The organism is Paenibacillus sp. E222 (genome assembly GCF_013401555.1).
Taxonomy (GTDB): domain Bacteria; phylum Bacillota; class Bacilli; order Paenibacillales; family Paenibacillaceae; genus Paenibacillus.
The window spans coordinates 1242118-1261092 of record NZ_CP058552.1 but is presented as its reverse complement, the minus strand read 5'-3'; the positions used below and the strand labels follow the sequence as shown (position 1 = coordinate 1261092).

The following is an 18975-nucleotide window of genomic DNA, read 5'->3' as shown; positions in this document are numbered from 1 at the left end:
CAGTGCTATATTCATATGTCCATGATGAAGGTTGTACGCCTGTGACATTATCCCTGTAGCCAAAAAAGGTACTGAGCATTTTTCTTTCAGATTAACTTCCTCATTGTTTTGTTCATTGGCTGAGAGTACGAATAACATCGACCGCAGCCTTAGGGTCTGCTCCGATCTCCGTTCTCTAGCATATCAAACAGCAGGCTGGCAAGCGGAGCCGGGAATTGTGCGCTTTGCGCCGCCGACAGAAAGAGACCGACATCCTTCTGCGGAATTTTGCTTTCGTATACGGATGCTGACTTTTCGGCAATCATTTTGCCGTAGCTTTGATAGATTGGGGCGGTAAACAGTGTGCTCGTAAGCATATTAACCGCCGCAGTGGGATCAACACCGCTGCGCTCAGCTATTCCTAGTGCTTCTTCCATTGAGCGTGCGGCGGAGACAATAAGGAAGTTACCGATCAGTTTGATGATTACAGCCGAACCGGCTTCCTCGCCAAAGTCAAAAATCCCCTTAGCTCCCATCGCATCCAGCATCGGCCGGACCCGCTCCTTTGCTTCCTTGGGACCCGCTATTGGAATCCACAATTGCCTGGCAGCGGCTGCTTCCGGCCGTCCAAAGATAGGCGCCTCAACATAGAAGGAGCCATGCCGCGCGTGCAGATCCGCCAGCTTCCTGCCCGTATCCGGCGACACCGTACTCATTGATACATGAATACCGCCTATGCCCAGGCGTTCTAGGAAATCTTCGCTTTTGACGACGTCTTCCAATGCTTCATCGTCCCAAACCAAGGTGACGACGATGCCGCCGGTTGTCATGGTGTCAGCTGGACGGACCGCCTGCAGCGCACCTTGGGCCACGAGCGGCTCCGCTTTTTCTGGGGTGCGGTTGTATACGGTCAATGCATATCCTGCTTGGAGCAGATTGGAAGCGACTGGAACACCGAGCAGTCCGAGTCCGATAAATCCAATGTTTTCTCTCATGAATTTAACCTCCTTAAATGCTAAACATTACGTTAACGTCATGTTTAGAGCAAAAAAAATTAATCGCTATCATTGGCCTCGAGCCATCGCTCGAAACGTTCTATATGTGACTGCAAATCGCTGCGGAACTGCCCGAGCGCTTCAAGCCTTTGATCCGTGTCGTCCAGATGTTGGCGCAGTATGCCGAGGACTTTCCGCTTCGGCAGCACCCCGCTCGTATCCGTAAAGTAAAGCTCAATTACGTCCCGAATTTCCTCCAAACTTAGGCCAAGCTTCTTCAACTGATCAATCTTACGCAGACGAGCAACCGTTTCTTCCGTATAGTAATGATGACCATTGCCTTCGCGCTCGCCTGAAGGAAGCAATCCGATGCTCTCGTAATAGCGAACCGTGCGCTGGGTTACCCCTGCTCGTTCTGTCAAATCTCCAATGCGCATGCGGTTCATGATGAACACTCCTTTCAAGACATAATATGACGTTAACGTCATGTTTGCATGATAGCATTTGAAATGGAAAATGTAAATTCACCTAAACTTGCCCTTATTTATGATAAGGTTCACCCCCATTACTCGAACGGGTTGCATGAAAAGCATAATAATGGAGATTCATCAGTCGATCTCATCCTATTACTCCTCTTTCTTTAAGAATATGACATAATGTTGTCAAGTTACCCATGGTACAATCCAATCGAATTCAATCATTGGAGGTTGAGCCGAATGAGCGAGAACCAAATGTCGCAAACTGAGAACCGTACCATTACCCCTTGGATCACTACAAAAAGCACAGAAAAATTGATTGCCTTTTTAGTTTCCGCATTTAATGCACAGGAACTTGGCCGGGTATACAATGCTGACGGAAGTATAGGGCATGCTGAGGTACGCATCGGCGATTCAAAAATTCTAATGTTCGATTCTCCTGCCGAATGGCCGTCGTTTCCTTGCTTTATTCGTCTGTACGTAGATGATAGCGATGAATTTTATGATCAGGCCATAAAAGCCGGCGCTACATCCATGACGAAAGTGATAACCCAGGCATGGGGGGAGCGGGGGGGAAGAGTGGTTGATCCATTTGGAAACATATGGTGGATAACATCTAGAATAGAGGACGTTAGTCCTGAAGAAATGGTGGAGCGTTCAAAACAGCAAAAGTATATCGATGCTATGGAATATGCACAGAAGAGCTTTAATCCATTATTGAAGGATGTGAAAACTAGCTAAGTTATTTAGCGCGACGCCAATAAGAGTATGCCACTGTACTGTTTTTACATTATGAGCAGAAAGCTAAAGCTGAACCTTCAGAAAGAGGATTTTTGCAGCCATTTTTCGCCGTCACTTATGATACGGTTCACCGTAATGTATCTAAGCACAAAGGTCGGTTTGACCACAAGGTATACATCTGTATATAAAGGACAAAACCACTCTGGCATTGGAGTGGTTTCTTAATTAAATAGGACTTTCTCTATGTGTTACGCCATCCCTTGATACTGACTATTCTCCTTTTTTTAGAGCGTCGACTAAATCAAAAGAGCATATGGAGTATCCCCATTTTTTCTCAATAGATTCTATTGCAACTTTTGTTCTCCACAATCCATTTAGTGTTTCAGCCGATTCGTATGTAGTAGTGCAGTCCCGAACTATATTAGTCATATAGCCATAGCTATTCATATTCACGATACCATAATCGCTATGCTGGACACATTCGTCGGTTTCAAACCCCATATAAAATAGAACTCGAATTTGCTTTTTCTGAAGCAATCGATGAAATTGTTGGTGAGAATACACAAGTATGTCCCCTTCTTGTGGTTCCATTGTCTTAGGAATTGAAATCTGCTCATAGGCATCACCCTGTATTTCCATCCATTTGCTATTGAATACATCGTCAATGTGCTTGCCTTTCCATGAATCTACCCACTCAATTGAAGGATAATTTCCCTTGTGGCTTGTGCTAGAAGTTGAATATTGGTTAGATGTTATCCTTTCGTCTGGAATTGTTGAACTATGCCACTGAGGGTATATTTCAAGAAACGGTTTATGGTTACAATGAAATATTTGAACACCTATCTTTCTTAATTCATCAACTGTTGGTTTAATTGCGTTTATGGTGATTTCACGTTTTCTTCTTGCATGAGATACTCCACGCTCTAGACTTAATTCATATCCCAATGAATCAACAACTGGACTATTTTCCCATCCAAAATTCCAAACATCTATTAGTGCTACACCAATTTCTGTAACATCAAAGGTGAATGGAGTTTTTCTACGTACAAAACTCGCTTCAGTATATGGAATACCATCAACAGGGCTTCTGGGGGTATACTCCAATTCAATATTAAATTTCATATAAACTACCCTCGATTCTAAAAATAGTTCATTCACCGTCATACTGCTTCTCTTAATTATACCACATGTTGGTAATTGCAAACTCTCGTATCGGTTCGAATTAGACTCATAGTCGGTCGATTGATGTGCCTACAACATATTTGAAAACAACAAACACAAAAATGATGTTAACTATCCCCCCACCCTTCAATAGGTCGCCAGACCGTTCAGCATCCTTTCTGACGTGTTTAGAGGTTGCTTCCATACCAGTTTAAGGGCAATCGTTAGAACTCATCACAAGCCCACTTTCGCCCTTACGGCTTATGTCAAAAACTATACGAATTGACAAGGTTCTATTACCCTTCAAAACTTAATGTCAAAATGTCTATTGTGACTATTGAAACATTTCATAATCGTTGATATACTTTATGACATAGAACGGTGCATAGGAGATGAACAAGATGAACGTTGCTTATGTCAGAGTATCAACCGCTGAACAAAATGAAGAACGGCAATTGAAAGCATTAGAGCAACACCAAATCGGTAAATGGTTCACTGAGAAGATCAGTGGTAAAGACCGCAACAGACCTCAACTACAAGCCCTATTAGACTTCGTAAGAGAAGGCGACACAATTTACATAGAATCAATCTCACGGCTTGCTAGAAGCACCTATGACTTCCTGAGCATTGTTAAAGAGTGCGAAGCAAAGGGAGTACAGCTTGTTAGCTTAAAGGAGAGTATTGATACAGGCACTCCACAAGGGAAGTTTATGCTGACCGTCTTCGGTGCTTTGTATGAACTTGAAAGGGATAATATCAAGCAACGACAAGCCGAAGGTATTGAAGTTGCCTTGAACAAGGGAGTGAAGTTTGGAAGACCCAAACAAGCGATTACACCTGTCTTTGAGAAGGTATATAAAGAATGGAAGGCAGAACAAATCACTGCGACAGAAGCCATGAGAAGACTTGACATGAAGCCAAATACTTTCTATCGTCGTGTCAAGGAATATGAACAATAAACCTATGTCTATCGCAATCTAACGAGCAAATGTTACTTATACTCGTGTACACTCACGATTACCTGTACTATCTCCCAAATACTTATTTTCAGTCTCATGCTATTTCTTTGACGATAAACAACTTTATATTGCTCGGTTTTCGGCTACATATCCTTATCGTATCGTAAAAAAATAACATCAGTCGGTCGAAAGATGTGTCATTTTCAATCTCAGACCAATTCACGGATACAAAAAAGAATCCTACTTCGTGTAGAAGCAGGATTCTGGGTTATGCTGTCATATTCATTTGCACTCTATGAGACATGAAGAGATCGAACAAATTTACGGATTGTTCTTTTGCTTTCTCTCTGATTCTTCGTTTAACTGAATCCCCACCGTATGCCGACCAATCCATTCTTGTATTACGTCTTAATGCCCGAAATGCCTTCCTATCCTGTTCCTTCAAACATCGTGATAGCTTCGCTGCATTTTCAACAAAGATGAATTTGTCTAAGTGCTTTCTCAACCATTCAAGGTTATTCGCACTTACTGACAAATTGTTCAGCTTAGGACGAATACGGATTTCTAGCCTTGTTAGATGTTCTTCTGGTATTTCTATATTCTTTTTCTGTTTTAGCTGTAACTTCTTATCGTATATTACTGCTCGGTTTTCACTTCTAATACCGTAAAGATAGTAGTTCTGATTACCGATAACCTCATCCTTTTTCACGTTTGCATTTTTCCAAATGAAATGCTGGCTTATCGGAGTTGACCAATCATAGGCAATGTCCATTCGCTTTACTCGCCAATCTCCAATATTGAAGATCAATTCAAGAATTGCTGGTTTTGACTGTATCGCTTCTTGTTGGAGTATAACTAGTATGTCATAGTGCGACTTTGTCCATAGTCCTGTCCTCACCCTCGGCTCAAAGAATACCATGAAGAATGGTTCTTTCGAATGGATGATGTGCTTATACACGGCATTCCCCTTCCAGTAAACCTTAAAGCCCTCACCGAAATCTTTACCAAAATCAATTAGATCATACAATTCGTCCTTCTGATCGTTAGTCAGCTTCGCCACTAGATGAAGCGTGTCGATCTGTATACTCTTCAACATAATTATTCCCCCTTGTCAAAATCTTGATCTACAAACGATATATAATTCTTTCATTACATCCGTATCTAACACACCATGTAGTGTGCTATTAATATAGAGGGTAGCATGACCAAATTTATGTCCACTGTCATGCTACCATTGCCATCTCTAACTCCCAATAGACTCTTCTGGCTTCTTCTTGCTCTGCGAAATAACTGTGGTATTCTGCTGGTGTTAATGATTCAAGAAATTCGGCAAATACCCTATCTTGTTCACTTATCCAATCCTCATCAACTGACCAACACTGCGTAAACACTGCTGGTGCAATGCCCCATTCATCATTAGCTTCGCCCGCTTCACTAGAAAGAAAGTCTAGTACAATACTCGACACCCTATCTATAAAAACATCAAGTCGGTTAATTGTGTTCATTCCGTCTGTTCCCTCCGTTACAAGTAAGTTTGTATTACTACAGTAGCATGTGGTAGCATGAAAATCAAGTATTAAATTGCATGTATTGAAATTCATGCTACTATATGCTATCATTAAGAGTATCAAAGGGAGGAATGAACGTGAACGGTATTGATTTCGGACAAGAACTCAAAAGAATACGGACAACCGCAGGTATCTCCTCTAAGGTTCTGTCTTCGAAAGTTGGAAAAGCAGTAACGTACGTCTCACAACTTGAAAACGGAAAGATAAAGAATCCCGATTACAATACCTGTTACGCTCTGCTTAACGAACTTGGAGTCGACGAATCTAAAATTGAAGGTATTTTGGACTTCTTTGGATTCATCTCACCTGAACGAGAGAAAACAAATCTAGAGATGAATATAAAATTGATGGAGCAAGAGGAAGAGAAATGGGCTTCTGGATGGTATTCAAAGAGGTATGACGAAATCCATAAGAAACAATCCATCTTCGAAAACACCTTAACCAGCTTTATTCAGTTTGATCTATCCAGAGCAGAGAAGGTCATTGGTAACTTAGCTATGCTTACCGAAGAGGAAGAAGATTTCGAGTTCTTCTGTTCCTTGTTCGAAAATAATATCGCTTCACTTGATTCCAAAAGCAAAAGGGAAGTATTACGTTGGGTAACTGAATACGTTCGAAACAAACAGAACGATGCGTTCTTTGCAGACGATGAGGTTGATACGGAGGATATGGAGCGATGAGGGTAGCATTGTATATACGTGTTTCGACAGAAGAGCAAGTTAAAGAAGGTTACTCAATTGATGCCCAAATCAATGTGCTAAAAAGTCATTTTGAGAATAAGGGCTATGAAATTGTAAATGTTTATAAGGATGATGGATACAGCGGTAAGAATATCGAGGATAGACCGAATCTAAAGATGCTTCTAGCCGATAGCGGAAACGGTCTGTTTGATATGGTGGCAGTATGGAGAATTAACCGAATGTCACGGAAGCAATTGGATTTTCTTCAGATCATTGATACGCTTGAAAAAAACTCAGTTGCTTTCTTCAGCCTTAGTGAAAACATCGATGCTTCTACCCCAGTAGGTAAGTTGATGTTACAAATATTAGGAAGCTTTGCTGAGTTAGAAAGAAATCAAATCATTGAGAACGTGAAAATGGGTATGAACGAACGTGCCGAACAAGGCAAATGGAATGGTGGTATTGTATTAGGCTACAAGTCAGTAAACAAACAGCTTATTATTGATGAAAAAGAAGCCACCCTTGTACGCTATATATTTGACCTTTACATCAATGGTAAGGGCTATAAAGCGATTGCTAACCAGTTGAACAAAGAGGGCTACAAAACCAAAAAGAACGCCTTCTTCGCCATCCCAACAATACGTACAATTATCATTAATCCTTTGTATGCGGGCTTCATTCGGTTTAATCAGGTTCAAAATTGGAACGAAAGGAGAAGAGCAGGTAAGAATGAAAACTATACTCTTGTCCAAGGTGAGCATGAACCTATAATCGATCTGGCTGTTTGGGAGAAAGCTAAATCAATGAATGAAATGAAATCTCACAAGCCTACAAAAACCTTTCACGGTCACTTCCCACTTACTACCCTATTGCGTTGTCCAATGTGCGGACAGGGAATGATCGGACATAGAACTAAAAACTCCACTGGTGAATACCTCCGTTATTATCAATGTGCGGCATTACGCTCTAAAGGCTCTGCTGTATGTAAGACCAATTTAGTAAGGGCAGATGAAGCTGAAGCCTTCGTCTTTAAGAGAATCGAGCAGATTACATCCAATCCCGATCTCTTAGAGAAAATTGTGGGGAATGTAAACGGGAAGGTCAGAACATTAAAACAACCCCTCCAAGATCAACTTGAATATATTCAGGAGCAACTTCTGAATATTGAGAGAAACATTAAGCGGTTAATTGATGTGATCGTAACTACAGACAATCCCCCTTCATCTGTAGTGGAGAAGTTGGGTACGTTGGAAGATGAAAAGAAAAAGCTGATTGAAACAAAGAAGGATACAGAGTATGAACTCAATAGACCAACCATAAAAGAGGTGTCTTTTGAACAGGTTCATCAAGTCTTAATGGGCTTCTCAATGGTAATAACGAAGGTTGAACCAGTGAAACAAAAAGACCTACTTCACTCCATCATCAACAAGATCACTGTTAACGTTGGAAACAATCCCGACGAAAGAAGCGTCAAGGACATTGAATTGTTCTTTGACGCTTCAATTAACGACGACTTTGTGCTTACTTATGGTACGGTTCATTCCGATTAATCTTCACTGCGCGATAAATCTGCTCCACCAGCACCAGCCTCATGAGCTGATGCGGCAGGGTCATGCGCCCGAAGCTCAAGCGCTGCTTCGCGCGGCGCAGCACCTCATCGGAGAGCCCATGGCTTCCTCCGATGACAAACACGACATGGCTCGTCCCATACGTGCCGAGCTTGTCGATCTCCATAGCCAGCTCCTCGGAACTCCAGAGCTGGCCGTCCAATGCGAGCGCGACGACATGCGCCTCGCTCTTCACATGCGCGAGGATGCGTTCACCCTCGCGCTCCTTCACCGCCCGCACCTCAGCTTCGCTCAGGGTGTCGGGCGCTTTTTCGTCTGCGACCTCGATCATCTGAAATTTGATGTACGGGGCGAGGCGCTTGGCATATTCCTGAATGCCCAGCGTCAAATATTTTTCCTTCAGTTTGCCTACGCCAATAATCTGAATCAACATGAAGATTCATTCCTCCTAAATTATCTTTTTTTCGCAATAATCTATAAGTAGATGCTTCACAGCATCATTCGTTCCAACTGTGTTACCTTTACTACATATCTCTCCAATTCTAACGAACCCCACACACCTTACTCAGCCTCATTTCGGCTCCTTTAAAATCTAACGAATCTGAAACACGCTATCCCATTCAAAACGAGCTCTTCCCACCTGTCTCGAGGCCTTTTCAGTAATGTAACGTGTCTACGATTCGTTAGATTTTAACCAGACGGTATTTGCCACGAATAAGAAGTATCAGGTTCATTAGAGCTACTAGGCTCGTCTACATCCACGTCCCTACCCACATCAAGGTTACCCAACGTCACTTTCTCCCATGCCCAGGCTTCGATTACCTGCACCTTGCACCGTTGTTACAACCTAGCTGGCTCCCATCTCGGAACTTGGCACCTACCTAACTTTAACTCCTACTCTCGCCTAATTCCACATTAGCCCCTACGATCCAAGCCCAACTCCACGCTGCCTACCAACCCCACCACTCCCCAACAAACACAAAAAGAGCGCTCATCACGCTCTCCTTGGCTTCTTGCTGTGATGTTCATACCGGATGGAAAGTGATTTCTAGCTCGAAGCGCCACCTAAAGTCACACCTCCAGCCATCCATTTCCTACAGTACGCTAAACGACAAGGAATTCTGCGTGCTGTTCGCACTCGGCGCACTTCGCAGGCGGGTCCCAATCGGCAAATTCCGTCTCCTTCAGATCAACGATATCCGGAGCGTCCTCATACTCATCAACAAACATGTCAATGGCGATGTCCACGTGTTCTTTGCATACAACGTACATCCGTTCAAGCATCCTTTCTGTATCCAGCTATGCTCCCGATTCACAACCGCTTATCCATACAGGATAGCCACTTCTCTGTTCTATCACACCTGCCGCGGAAAAGAAACCCCTAGCCCCCATTTATCGTGTCCAACTTCCACCAGTCCTCTCATTTCAGCACAAACAAAACCAAAAAAGCGTCACTTCTCGACACCCGGTTGGCATCCCAAAGTAACACTTCTCCAAATTCCGAATCTATTCCATGCGGTCGTTACTATTCAGATTAACGGACACATGAAAGCAATCATCATATCTATTGTATTCGAATCCATACTCAATGAATATCGATCTTACTCCAGCCCCGACTGCGCCTTCGTCAGCAGCTTGCCGCCCTGGAATGCGATTACTGCATTGGCTCCCGAACCCCCGGTGCCTTTATAATTGTAGACCACCATATTTTCCGCTTCGCTCAATGCCTCGCCTTCACCGCCAAGGATATCGATAACTTCCTCTACCGCCATGCCAACCTCTAGCTTTTCATACTGGGCAAACGTAATCAGCACCCCATCGCCCTTTCCAGCCGATCCGTTGTTTCCCGAGCTAACAGGTGCTTTACCTCCAGGCTCATTCACCGCAATCACGGTGGAGCTCAGCTCCTCCAGCTTTTTCTCCAGATCCGCGATCTTTTTGTTCTGCTCACTATTCTTCTCGCTCTGGTCCGCAAGCTTCTTCTCCAGACCTGTAATCTTCTCCTGTAAACCACTAACATCAGCAGTCCCTGACGGGGACACCTCAGAAGTACATGCGGACAAAACAAACAGCGCAGATACCAGGCCTGTTCCCCCCAACATGGTTTTCGTCAAACGTTTCATTGAATTAACCCCTTCCACTCCAGATTGAGAATACCGATCGACAAACAGATGTTACTCGCACAGCCGCCCATCACCAACACATTCCCAACAGTTTACCATAAATGAAACCCTCTATAATAGAGACTTTGGCTCTGGTCCTAACTATCATAGGGAAACGACAAAATCCCCCCTGTAACCTCATGAATTTGGTTTATATGTAAATCAAGATTAGTGCAATAAAAAAGAGCGGATCAACGAGTTGGTCGACTCTCTTTTAATACCCTATCTCTGTGTGCCATGAACATGAGAGCAATTCTCTTACTCCGGTTTATCCGTGAGCTTCACCGATACCTTCTCGGCGTTGCCGTCCCGGTAAAAGGTGATTTCAATCATATCGCCGATCTTCTTCTTATCGTACAGATATTTCCGCAGATCAAGCGTAGAGGTAATTTTTTGCCCATCAAATTCCGTAATGACATCATTCAGCTTCATGCCCGCTTCGGATGCTGGACCGGACGCCTCCAGTACAACCACACCGCTGTCCACGTGGGATGGCAGCTTCAGGTCTTTACGCTGCTCGTCATCCAGTGGGGCGTACGGATTGCTCAGATCGACGGTATACACACCCAGATATGGGCGAGATACTTTACCATTCAGCAGCAGGGAATCGACTGTTTTCATCACTTCGTTCATCGGAATCGCAAAGCCGAGGCCTTCAACGCCTGTATCCGAGATCTTCATCGTGTTGATGCCGACCAATTTGCCGTTAAGATCGGCCAACGCCCCACCACTGTTGCCTTCGTTAATCGCCGCATCCGTCTGAATCACGTTTTGTTCCCAGTCGTACACACCATCCTGATTAATGGATACCGGCAGAATACGATCTGTGTAACTGACAATACCGGATGTTAGCGTACCACCCAGACCGAGCGGATTACCGATCGCCAGCACCGTTTGACCACGCTGAAGTTTGCTGGAATCACCAAGCTCTGCCGCTGGACCGATGCCCTTATCATCTTGCACAGACAATACGGCAATGTCACTCACTCGGTCTTTGCCCACCAACTTCGCCTTATGCGTTTCCCCATCCACCGTTACAATCTCCAGATCACTCGCGCCTTCCACAACGTGATGGTTGGTCATGATGTAGGCTTTGCCATCTTCCTTCTTGAAAATGACCCCTGATCCCAACGCGGAATCTTCCATCGACAGGCTGCTGCCCGTCTTATGATTCACAATGCTCACCACGGAAGGGCGGACCTTCGCCGCTGCCTGGATAATCCGGTCGTACGGATCAGCCGCCTGCGCTGTTTGTGTACCGCCTCCGCCGTTCCCTGCAGCGTTCGCCAGAGGTAATGATGCAGGCTGCATGATAAAGCTGAACAGCGTAACGGTCACGATGGAGCTGATTACCGAACTGATCACGGCTACCTTAACCGTGGAGCTAAAGCCCGAGCGTGACTTGCGTGGATTCTGCCAGCGGTCCCGTCCCCTGCCCCTGCCTCCAGGGCGAATGATCTGAAGTTTACCTTTCTGTTCAGGTTCGGCGCGTCTTGATACTTTGGTTGAATAAAAATCGTCTCCAAACAATCCCATCGTGATCCTCTCCCCTTCGTTGTCACGCATCAAGACCCTGACTGCCGCCCGATCGTTGCCGCATGGCCAACGACTGTGTCCTTACGTTACCCCACTCCGGCCACAGCCGAGCTTCCGATCGCTGTTATCCCCAGATTTCCTCGATCCCTTTCCACAGGGTGAAATCGGTGATAGCGTATCCTTCCGAAGCAGCTTTCTTTCAGAAAGCTTTCAGGCGAACGCTTCGCTTCTCCAGCTTCGTTCTGTGTCCTCCGTTACGCGGTTACCGTAAACACCAACTCATTCTTCCATGCGTTCCTGCATAAAAAATCGTTTTGCATATCGCTACCATCCCTACTAACTCGAAATGAAGCGTCTATGTACAACAGAACGGACATCCCATTCTGCCTGTGACTCTATCAGAAATGCTCTCGCATTCTACGACATGCCTTTTTGCGCGCAAAACAGCCTCTACTATTAAAAGCTCCTTATATACTAAACACGCCAAATCTTAAAAAGTTGCATAATTACGAAGATTATCGGAAATTTCCGCTATAACGCGCTTAACAATAAAGGTCCATAGTATCTATCACCACAAAATCCAGTTCGTTAAGCGCAATTTTGCCTATTCCCGTGAACTTTTTCATCTTCTTAAGCAAAATGCGGCCCCTGGTTCAGCATACACGTCCCTTACGTGTAATTATAGCGGCAAAAAGAGGAATGTTTTCCATCAAGCCTGACTACAATAATAGTAAAAGACAATTCGAAGCTTCATAGAAGGAGGATTCACATGATGGATCGCACGCGTACACTCACAGCCATGGATGAAGTTCATATGGCGGCCAAGCTGGCCGATCTCAAGGAAGAGCATTACCGCAATACCCTTGCCCTAAGCACGATTATTGAACTGCTCGTCGACAAAGGCATTCTGACCCGCGAGGAAGTGGAGCGCAAAGCTGCCGAACTCGACAGCTTTATGGCTCACCCACCCTATCCCATGGCGTAGGCCGATCATAATACGTATCACAGAGCTTGAACTCATGATCCCGATAAAAGCAACCACGACTCTCCATCGCATCACGCACCGTCATTTTCGCCAAGTCCATCATATTATGATCCCGGCTCAAATGTGCCAGATACGTACGCTTGATGCGTCCGTTCATCAGTTCACTAAGCGCTGCTCCCGCCGCTTCGTTCGACAAATGCCCAATGTCGCTCAGGATGCGGCGCTTGGTGTTCCATGGATACCGCCCCATACGCAGCAATTCGACATCATGATTCGCCTCCAGTACAAGTACATCCGAATCCGAGATTGCATCGCGAACCTTGTCGCTCATATACCCGAGATCGGTCGCGACGGACAACTTCTCACTGCCATCATCGAATGTGTACCCTACCGGCTCCGCCGCATCATGGGAGATGCCAAAGGATTCCACGCGAAGGGAGCCAAAATCATGCTTCTCTCCCGTCTCAAACACCCTCCGGTTTTCCTCTGGAATCGCCCCAACGGACTTCTCCAGTGCCGCCCACGTATTCGTATTTGCATAGATTGGTAAATTATATTTCCGAGACATCGCGCCTAGTCCTTTAATATGATCGGAATGTTCATGTGTAACCAGAATCCCGTCCAGCTCTGTTCCCGAAATCTCCCGTTCCAGGAACAATGCCTCCAGCCGCTTCGCACTGAGACCTGCATCAATCATGAGGGACGTGCCCCCATGCTGTATAACCGTGGCATTGCCTGTCGAACCGCTGGATAACACGGTAAAATAAATCCCCATAACGCATTACTCCCCTGGTTTGTCTGTCTTGGGACTGAATACATCCCCGCTGATGCCCTGCACGTACAACACTTCGCCACTTTCCAGCACGAACCGCCATGCCGGCATCGCCACCTGCATATCTGAATTGAACAACTGGCCGTAATAGCCCAACTGAATATCTTTGACAATCGCATCATTTGGCAAAAAGTTCTCGATCAGCGTACCCAGCGCCTTCGACGCGGGAAGCACCTGCTGATCGCTTTCCTCCGCTGTCGTAATCCGCACCGGAGTCTGACGGTAACCCGTAATTTTCTGATCGCTGTAGAATAACTCCAGACTAACATTAAAGAGCGGCCATTTGCCATCCACCAACGGATGAAGCACAAATGCCCCATCCTCCGCCATCAGCTGATCCCATCGATACGTACCAATCTGGGGAATCTCGTCCTGCAGTGCATCCTCCAGCTCGCTTTGCGAGAAAATCAGCTTGCTGTCCACAGGCTTTTCCAATTCAACCTCAATGCCTGTTTTGTTATCTTCAATAAACTCATACGACAGCTTCGGCAGCTTCGGCGTCTCATTCGGAATAGGAGCCAGCACCTGAATGCCCTTCTCCTCCATCGCCTGCTGTGTATTATCCGCCAGCGAGGTGAAGTCCAGATTGGCTCCGGCAGTCTCCCGTGCATCCATCCAGATCTGGTATCCCAGCACCAGATTGAGCAGCAGGAAGGCATAGATCAATACATTTTTCGCCCGTCCCCAATCCAAAACATCCACCTCCCTAGAAGTTAACTGACTGAAATATTCTCTACAACTCACACAAAATACAGCCGTATGTCCACGTTAGCGCTATTTGTTCCACACGGTAGAATGTCCACCTCAAATAATACGCTTCACCAACAATATCACAGGTACGTACAAATGGCTGAACACCTGTGGACATAAAGCGTTACACCATGCGTTGGGAAACTCATCGTATTTACGTAACATGAGCTTGGAGCGTCAACATGAAGATGACACGCTTATAACGTTATTTCCGACTAACGAACTGTACACGCCCTATCTGCGCTATTTTCCACAAGTTTGTAATCTAACGAATCTGAGAGAAGTTATCTCAATTATTTATAGGTTTCCCATCCGTTTTCACTCATTTTCGATGGAATAACGTCGCTGAAGTTCGTTAGATTTCGAGTTTGATGCTAATCCGCGATTTAAGGCTTGTCAGATTCGTTAGATCTCCGACCCGGCGAACCTGCCTTTCAAAAAGCCCACAACAGCCATCGAAAGGTTGTTCTGACCGCGGAGTGCGATAGTGCAGCCCACCTTATGTTTAATGACTATAACCCATCAAGAAACAGTGGTCTCCTCCCCATTTCCGAAATGGATTACCCACACCGGGATGAGCTTCAGCCCGTCCTCAATGCTGGATGGACGGTACGCCGGATACACGTCTACAACCTTCCGATTGGTTCCCGCCACCTTCTGGATGAGGGCCTTCAGCTTGTCCCCACCGGGCAGGGTGACCGATTTCTTCGTCTCCGCGCCTTCGTTCAGATATTCGAGCGAACGTTCATAGCTGGACACCGTCTCCTGCTGCATCTCCATGCTGATCGTACCGAACCTGAACTGCATCGAGTCCATAATCGGGAAGCTGCTGTAATATTGCTGGAACTGAAGCTTCGTCTTTGTATCGGTTGTATCCAGCATCATGCGCGAACGACCTTTCCAGCCGCCGTGCTGATTCACAAAATCAACCGCGGACAGCGCATCCTTCGCTGCATCAATCTGTCCCGCAGGCGGCGCCGCCGGATCAGTGTAGCTAATCCAGCGCTGTTCTTGCTTCACTTGCAGACTGCGTTTGCTGTCTGTATAGATCTCCGATCCATCCTTTTCCCGAATGTTTCGGGTCATACTTGGATCAAAGAATAGGCTGCGCTGCATTTGCTCGACAGTGAACTGGCCTGTAGGCACGTCAGCCTCAATCGTTTCCAGTGCTTCTGCCGGGATATAATACCCGCCGTCCATCAGCATATAAGGTGTCCAGCTGCTGCCGAAGTCGACATGCTGCTGCACGTCCTGAACTGTCAGATCCGCCTGCGTCGCCTCGTAGACCACATCGCCTTTGGCGCTGAAGAACAGTGCGTGAGCCTTTGTTTCATTTTTGGCGGTATAGATCGAGATCCGGTTAATCGTTTCCCCTTGGAAGAGGGAGTCTGTCCCGAGCCGCATTACGCGCTGCAACAACGCTACAGGGATGCCTTCCTTGAACGACAGCTCAAAGCCAGGATTCTCCTTCCGAATCTGATCCCAGTTGACCGATTGCACGCTCCGACGCTGGAAATCATCAAACGTACGTCCCTGCAACCGTGAATAGATCAACTGATAGAATGTATTACCCGGATAAAACACCGTATGTTTGTCCTCCCCTAGATGAATAACCATCTGATCAGGGAAAATTAAATCTTCAATATTGCGCTCCTGGCCCATATTCTCGGTTTTCACATAGTTCGTCTCTGATGTCACAATCGAATCACCACCACCGGGCAAACGATAGATCAAGAAGTAACTTTGTACCAAACTGGCAACGACGAGGGAAGCAAGCACCAGAGATTTAATCCGCTCTTTCAAGGTGCTCACCTCCTTCCTCACGCATAGGCAGTGTGAACGTTACCGTTGTCCCCACGTCCACCTCAGACTCCAGTGATATATTGCCATCATGAGCCTTCACAATTTCCCGGGCAATGGACAACCCAAGCCCTGTGCCGCCCATACTGCGGGAACGAGCCTTGTCTACCCGATAAAACCGTTCAAAAATGCGATCCAAATCCCGCTGTGGAATTCCCATCCCCGTATCGGTCACCGATATGGCGAGAGTATGATCATCATTGCGTCTGGCTGCAATTGTAATTGTGCCACCTTCGAGCGTGTATTTCAGCGCGTTGGACACAACATTATCAAGCACCTGATCAATTTGGTCGCGATCCAGCGGAACCGCTGGAATCCCGTTCTCTACAGAAAGCACAGGTTGAATATCCTTCTGATGCATCTGGAACGAAAAACGATCCGACACTTCTTCCAACATCTCCATGATGTCGGTTGGCTGTTTGCGCAGCATCGCTTCCTTGGAATCGAGCCTGGACAGATGCAGCAAATCCGTAACCAAGCGAATCATACGCTCCGTCTCATTCTGGATTACCCCAACGAATCGTCCAGCGAGCTGCGGATCTTCCAGAGCTCCATCATCCAGCGCTTCTGCGTAGCTCTTAATGGTGGTCAGCGGTGTACGCAGCTCATGAGAGACATTCGCCACGAATTCACGCCGTGATGCTTCCAGTTCTTCCTGCTCCGTAACGTCCTGAAGCACAGCGATCGTACCTGTAATGCCTAGCTCACGACGATGAACCGGTGTAAACGTCATGCGGATGACAACGGGATCTTCCTGTCCCGCAGGCGCAATCTGAAGCAGCGTCGAACCCGTAAATCCACTCGCTAGCGCTTCTGCATCTTCCGGATCTATGCCCAGCAATACCGCAAAATGCCTTCCTTCAATGTCCGCCGGACGCATGCCCAGAATGCTGCTCGCACGGCGGTTCACCAGAATGACTTTGCCATATTCGTCCGTGGCCACCACGCCATCACTCATGTTGGTTAGAATGGACGTAAGCTTCTCCTTCTCCTCTTCGTTCTGGGAGAGTGCATCCCGGAGCCTGCTCGTCATATAGTTGAATGCCCGGCTGAGCTGTCCAATCTCATCCGTTCCGAATACAGGGGTCTGCTGATCAAAGTTTCCTTCCGCGACCGCCGTCGCCCTTCGGGTAACTTCCTTGATCGGCTGCGTTATCGTATGTGACAGAATGACACCAAGCACTGCGGTTAATACCAAGGCAATCAAAATGCCGGAGATAAAAATCTTGTTAATGCCCTCCATTGTGGCATATAACTCATTCATCGAAGCGGCGATGTAGACCGCGCCGACAATCTTGCCACCGGACAGTACCGGCTTGGCAACGACCTTTTTGCGAACATTATCCTCGTCCACAATATATTCCTCATTGTCCCGAATGCCTTGCAGCGCACGGCTGACAACGGTCTGGGTGTTTTTGCGCCCAACATAGTCTGAATGGGAACTTAGCGAGGTGGTCAGCACTTTGCCGCTGGCATCCAGCACCTGAATCTCGGCGCCGTTAATGTTGAACAGGTTGTTTACCAACACACGCAGGTTTTCCGTTTTGTCCTCGCCGGCCTCAGCTTCCCCACCAGCCATCGTCTCCCCTACAAGCACAGAGAGCATCTCAGCCCGCGCCTGCAAATCCTCAGTGAAGTTGCTGGTCAGTGAGTTCTTCATTGCACTGACAAAATAAACACCGATCAATTGCATCGCAATCAGAATCAGCAGTACATAGATAATAATCAGTTTCGCCTGAATCGTTCGAAAGAACGAAAATCGCGAGAAACGTCCCATTATATCCCCACGCTTTTGGGACTGCGCACGAGATATCCCAGCCCGCGGCGAGTCAGAATCGTTTCCGGTTTGCTCGGGTTCTCCTCAATCTTCTCACGCAGACGACGAATCGTAACATCCACGGTACGCACATCCCCGAAATATTCATATCCCCATACCGCCTGCAGCAGATGTTCACGTGTCATGACCTTGCCGGAATGCTTCGCCATATAATAGAGAAGTTCGTACTCACGGTGGGTCAGATCCAGCGGTTCGCCGCCTTTGTAAGCTGTATACATGTCCATATCAAACGCCAGATCAAATAAACGCATGACCTGCTTCTCCTCGTCTTCTGGCGCTTCAGCTGTGATGGCAGGCTTCTGGCGTCTGCGCATCTGTGCTTTCACCCGGGCGAGCAGCTCGCGCGTACTGAAAGGCTTTGTCACGTAATCATCCGCGCCCAGCTCCAGACCGAGCACCTTGTCGATCTCGCCATCCTTTGCGGTCAGCATAATGATCGGCATCTCCAGATGGGCACGCACCTCGCGGCACACATCCATACCATCCTTACCTGGCAGCATCAGGTCCAGCAGCATCAGATCCGGCTTCTCGGATAACGCCAATTCAACCGCACGAATGCCATCAAAAGCGCAGATGACCTCGTACCCCTCTTTTTCCAAATTAAACTTCAGAATGTCCGCAATGGGCTGTTCATCGTCCACCACCAAAATCTTCCCCTGCATCGGCTGTCTTCACCCCTATATCCTGCTTGATCCGCCTGAGCGGTCTATCTCTCTTATTCAACTTATATAAATTGTGTTTCCTACGATTTCATTGAATATGGTCTATATCATATGTCTTGTTGCCTATAGTCTATAGTTTAACATACCTGAAGCACCGTCACATCCCGATCAGGGCCAATGTACAGCCCAAACTGAAAAATTTTTACAGCAGCAAAAAACAAGGC

Annotated in this window: 19 protein-coding genes; 5 read left to right on the top strand and 14 right to left on the bottom strand. The window is 46.5% G+C overall.

Features of this window, described 5'->3' with window-relative positions:
• Positions 1 to 149: 149 nt before the first annotated feature.
• Positions 150 to 974 (bottom strand): NAD(P)-dependent oxidoreductase, encoded by an 825-nt coding sequence (locus HW560_RS05700; RefSeq protein WP_179262300.1) that lies wholly within the window; start codon positions 972 to 974, stop codon positions 150 to 152.
• Positions 975 to 1033: 59 nt separating this feature from the next.
• Complete coding sequence (locus tag HW560_RS05695) at positions 1034 to 1420, bottom strand: MerR family transcriptional regulator (protein WP_062327780.1); 387 nt, start codon at positions 1418 to 1420, stop codon at positions 1034 to 1036.
• A gap of 270 nt (positions 1421 to 1690) precedes the next feature.
• Here HW560_RS05695 and HW560_RS05690 point away from each other — a divergent pair, with 270 nt between their 5' ends.
• On the top strand, positions 1691 to 2191 hold the full coding sequence (locus HW560_RS05690) for a VOC family protein (protein WP_179262298.1): 501 nt from the start codon (positions 1691 to 1693) through the stop codon (positions 2189 to 2191).
• 270 nt (positions 2192 to 2461) lie between these two features.
• Here HW560_RS05690 and HW560_RS05685 read toward each other — a convergent pair whose 3' ends face one another.
• The gene (locus HW560_RS05685; RefSeq protein ID WP_179262296.1) at positions 2462 to 3355 is read right to left on the bottom strand and encodes a cysteine hydrolase family protein; all 894 of its coding nucleotides are present in this window, start codon (positions 3353 to 3355) and stop codon (positions 2462 to 2464) included.
• Between the two features lie 398 nt (positions 3356 to 3753).
• Between HW560_RS05685 and HW560_RS05680 the strand changes: the two genes are divergently transcribed.
• Positions 3754 to 4311 carry a recombinase family protein gene (locus HW560_RS05680; RefSeq protein WP_179262294.1) on the top strand — a complete coding sequence of 186 codons (558 nt, stop codon included), beginning with the start codon at positions 3754 to 3756 and terminating at the stop codon, positions 4309 to 4311.
• Between the two features lie 268 nt (positions 4312 to 4579).
• Here the strand turns inward: HW560_RS05680 and HW560_RS05675 are convergent, their stop codons facing one another.
• Together HW560_RS05675 and HW560_RS05670 are read right to left on the bottom strand one after the other, a co-directional pair.
• Complete coding sequence (locus HW560_RS05675) at positions 4580 to 5407, bottom strand: hypothetical protein (RefSeq protein ID WP_179262292.1); 828 nt, start codon at positions 5405 to 5407, stop codon at positions 4580 to 4582.
• A 127-nt stretch (positions 5408 to 5534) separates the two neighbouring features.
• A complete protein-coding gene (locus HW560_RS05670; protein WP_179262290.1) occupies positions 5535 to 5816 on the bottom strand; it encodes a hypothetical protein in 282 nt (93 codons plus the stop codon).
• Positions 5817 to 5956: 140 nt separating this feature from the next.
• Here HW560_RS05670 and HW560_RS05665 point away from each other — a divergent pair, with 140 nt between their 5' ends.
• Both HW560_RS05665 and HW560_RS05660 read left to right on the top strand, forming a co-directional pair.
• On the top strand, positions 5957 to 6559 hold the full coding sequence (locus HW560_RS05665) for a helix-turn-helix domain-containing protein (RefSeq protein ID WP_179262287.1): 603 nt from the start codon (positions 5957 to 5959) through the stop codon (positions 6557 to 6559).
• The gene (locus HW560_RS05660) at positions 6556 to 8109 is read left to right on the top strand and encodes a recombinase family protein (protein ID WP_179262285.1); all 1554 of its coding nucleotides are present in this window, start codon (positions 6556 to 6558) and stop codon (positions 8107 to 8109) included. The genes HW560_RS05665 and HW560_RS05660 overlap by 4 nt, the downstream gene beginning before the upstream one ends.
• Here the strand turns inward: HW560_RS05660 and rlmH are convergent.
• From rlmH to HW560_RS05640, 4 genes are all read right to left on the bottom strand, one after another.
• On the bottom strand, positions 8081 to 8560 hold the full coding sequence (gene rlmH / locus HW560_RS05655; protein ID WP_053781980.1) for a 23S rRNA (pseudouridine(1915)-N(3))-methyltransferase RlmH: 480 nt from the start codon (positions 8558 to 8560) through the stop codon (positions 8081 to 8083). The two genes, HW560_RS05660 and rlmH, sit on opposite strands and share 29 nt — an antisense overlap.
• Positions 8561 to 9231: 671 nt before the next feature.
• A complete protein-coding gene (locus HW560_RS05650; RefSeq protein WP_017691462.1) occupies positions 9232 to 9399 on the bottom strand; it encodes a CxxH/CxxC protein in 168 nt (55 codons plus the stop codon).
• 329 nt (positions 9400 to 9728) lie between these two features.
• Positions 9729 to 10250, bottom strand: coding sequence for a hypothetical protein (locus tag HW560_RS33665; protein WP_256222223.1), 522 nt, complete (start codon positions 10248 to 10250; stop codon positions 9729 to 9731).
• A 297-nt stretch (positions 10251 to 10547) separates the two neighbouring features.
• Positions 10548 to 11825, bottom strand: coding sequence for a S1C family serine protease (locus HW560_RS05640; RefSeq protein ID WP_090902709.1), 1278 nt, complete (start codon positions 11823 to 11825; stop codon positions 10548 to 10550).
• A gap of 772 nt (positions 11826 to 12597) precedes the next feature.
• Here HW560_RS05640 and HW560_RS05635 point away from each other — a divergent pair.
• Positions 12598 to 12810, top strand: coding sequence for a hypothetical protein (locus HW560_RS05635; protein WP_090903604.1), 213 nt, complete (start codon positions 12598 to 12600; stop codon positions 12808 to 12810).
• Here the strand turns inward: HW560_RS05635 and HW560_RS05630 are convergent.
• The 5 genes from HW560_RS05630 to yycF form a co-directional block, all read right to left on the bottom strand.
• Positions 12779 to 13585: an MBL fold metallo-hydrolase gene (locus tag HW560_RS05630; RefSeq protein ID WP_062327768.1), complete on the bottom strand. Its 807-nt coding sequence runs from the start codon at positions 13583 to 13585 to the stop codon at positions 12779 to 12781. The two genes, HW560_RS05635 and HW560_RS05630, sit on opposite strands and share 32 nt — an antisense overlap.
• A 6-nt stretch (positions 13586 to 13591) precedes the next feature.
• On the bottom strand, positions 13592 to 14335 hold the full coding sequence (yycI, locus tag HW560_RS05625; protein ID WP_090902707.1) for a two-component system regulatory protein YycI: 744 nt from the start codon (positions 14333 to 14335) through the stop codon (positions 13592 to 13594).
• A gap of 579 nt (positions 14336 to 14914) precedes the next feature.
• Entirely contained in the window at positions 14915 to 16195 is a 1281-nt protein-coding gene (locus HW560_RS05620) for a YycH family regulatory protein (protein ID WP_179262283.1), read from the bottom strand.
• The gene (gene walK / locus HW560_RS05615; RefSeq protein ID WP_090902703.1) at positions 16179 to 18029 is read right to left on the bottom strand and encodes a cell wall metabolism sensor histidine kinase WalK; all 1851 of its coding nucleotides are present in this window, start codon (positions 18027 to 18029) and stop codon (positions 16179 to 16181) included. The genes HW560_RS05620 and walK overlap by 17 nt, the downstream gene beginning before the upstream one ends.
• Entirely contained in the window at positions 18029 to 18751 is a 723-nt protein-coding gene (gene yycF, locus HW560_RS05610; protein WP_062327757.1) for a response regulator YycF, read from the bottom strand. Before yycF ends, walK begins: the two co-directional genes overlap by 1 nt.
• Positions 18752 to 18975: the final 224 nt, after the last annotated feature.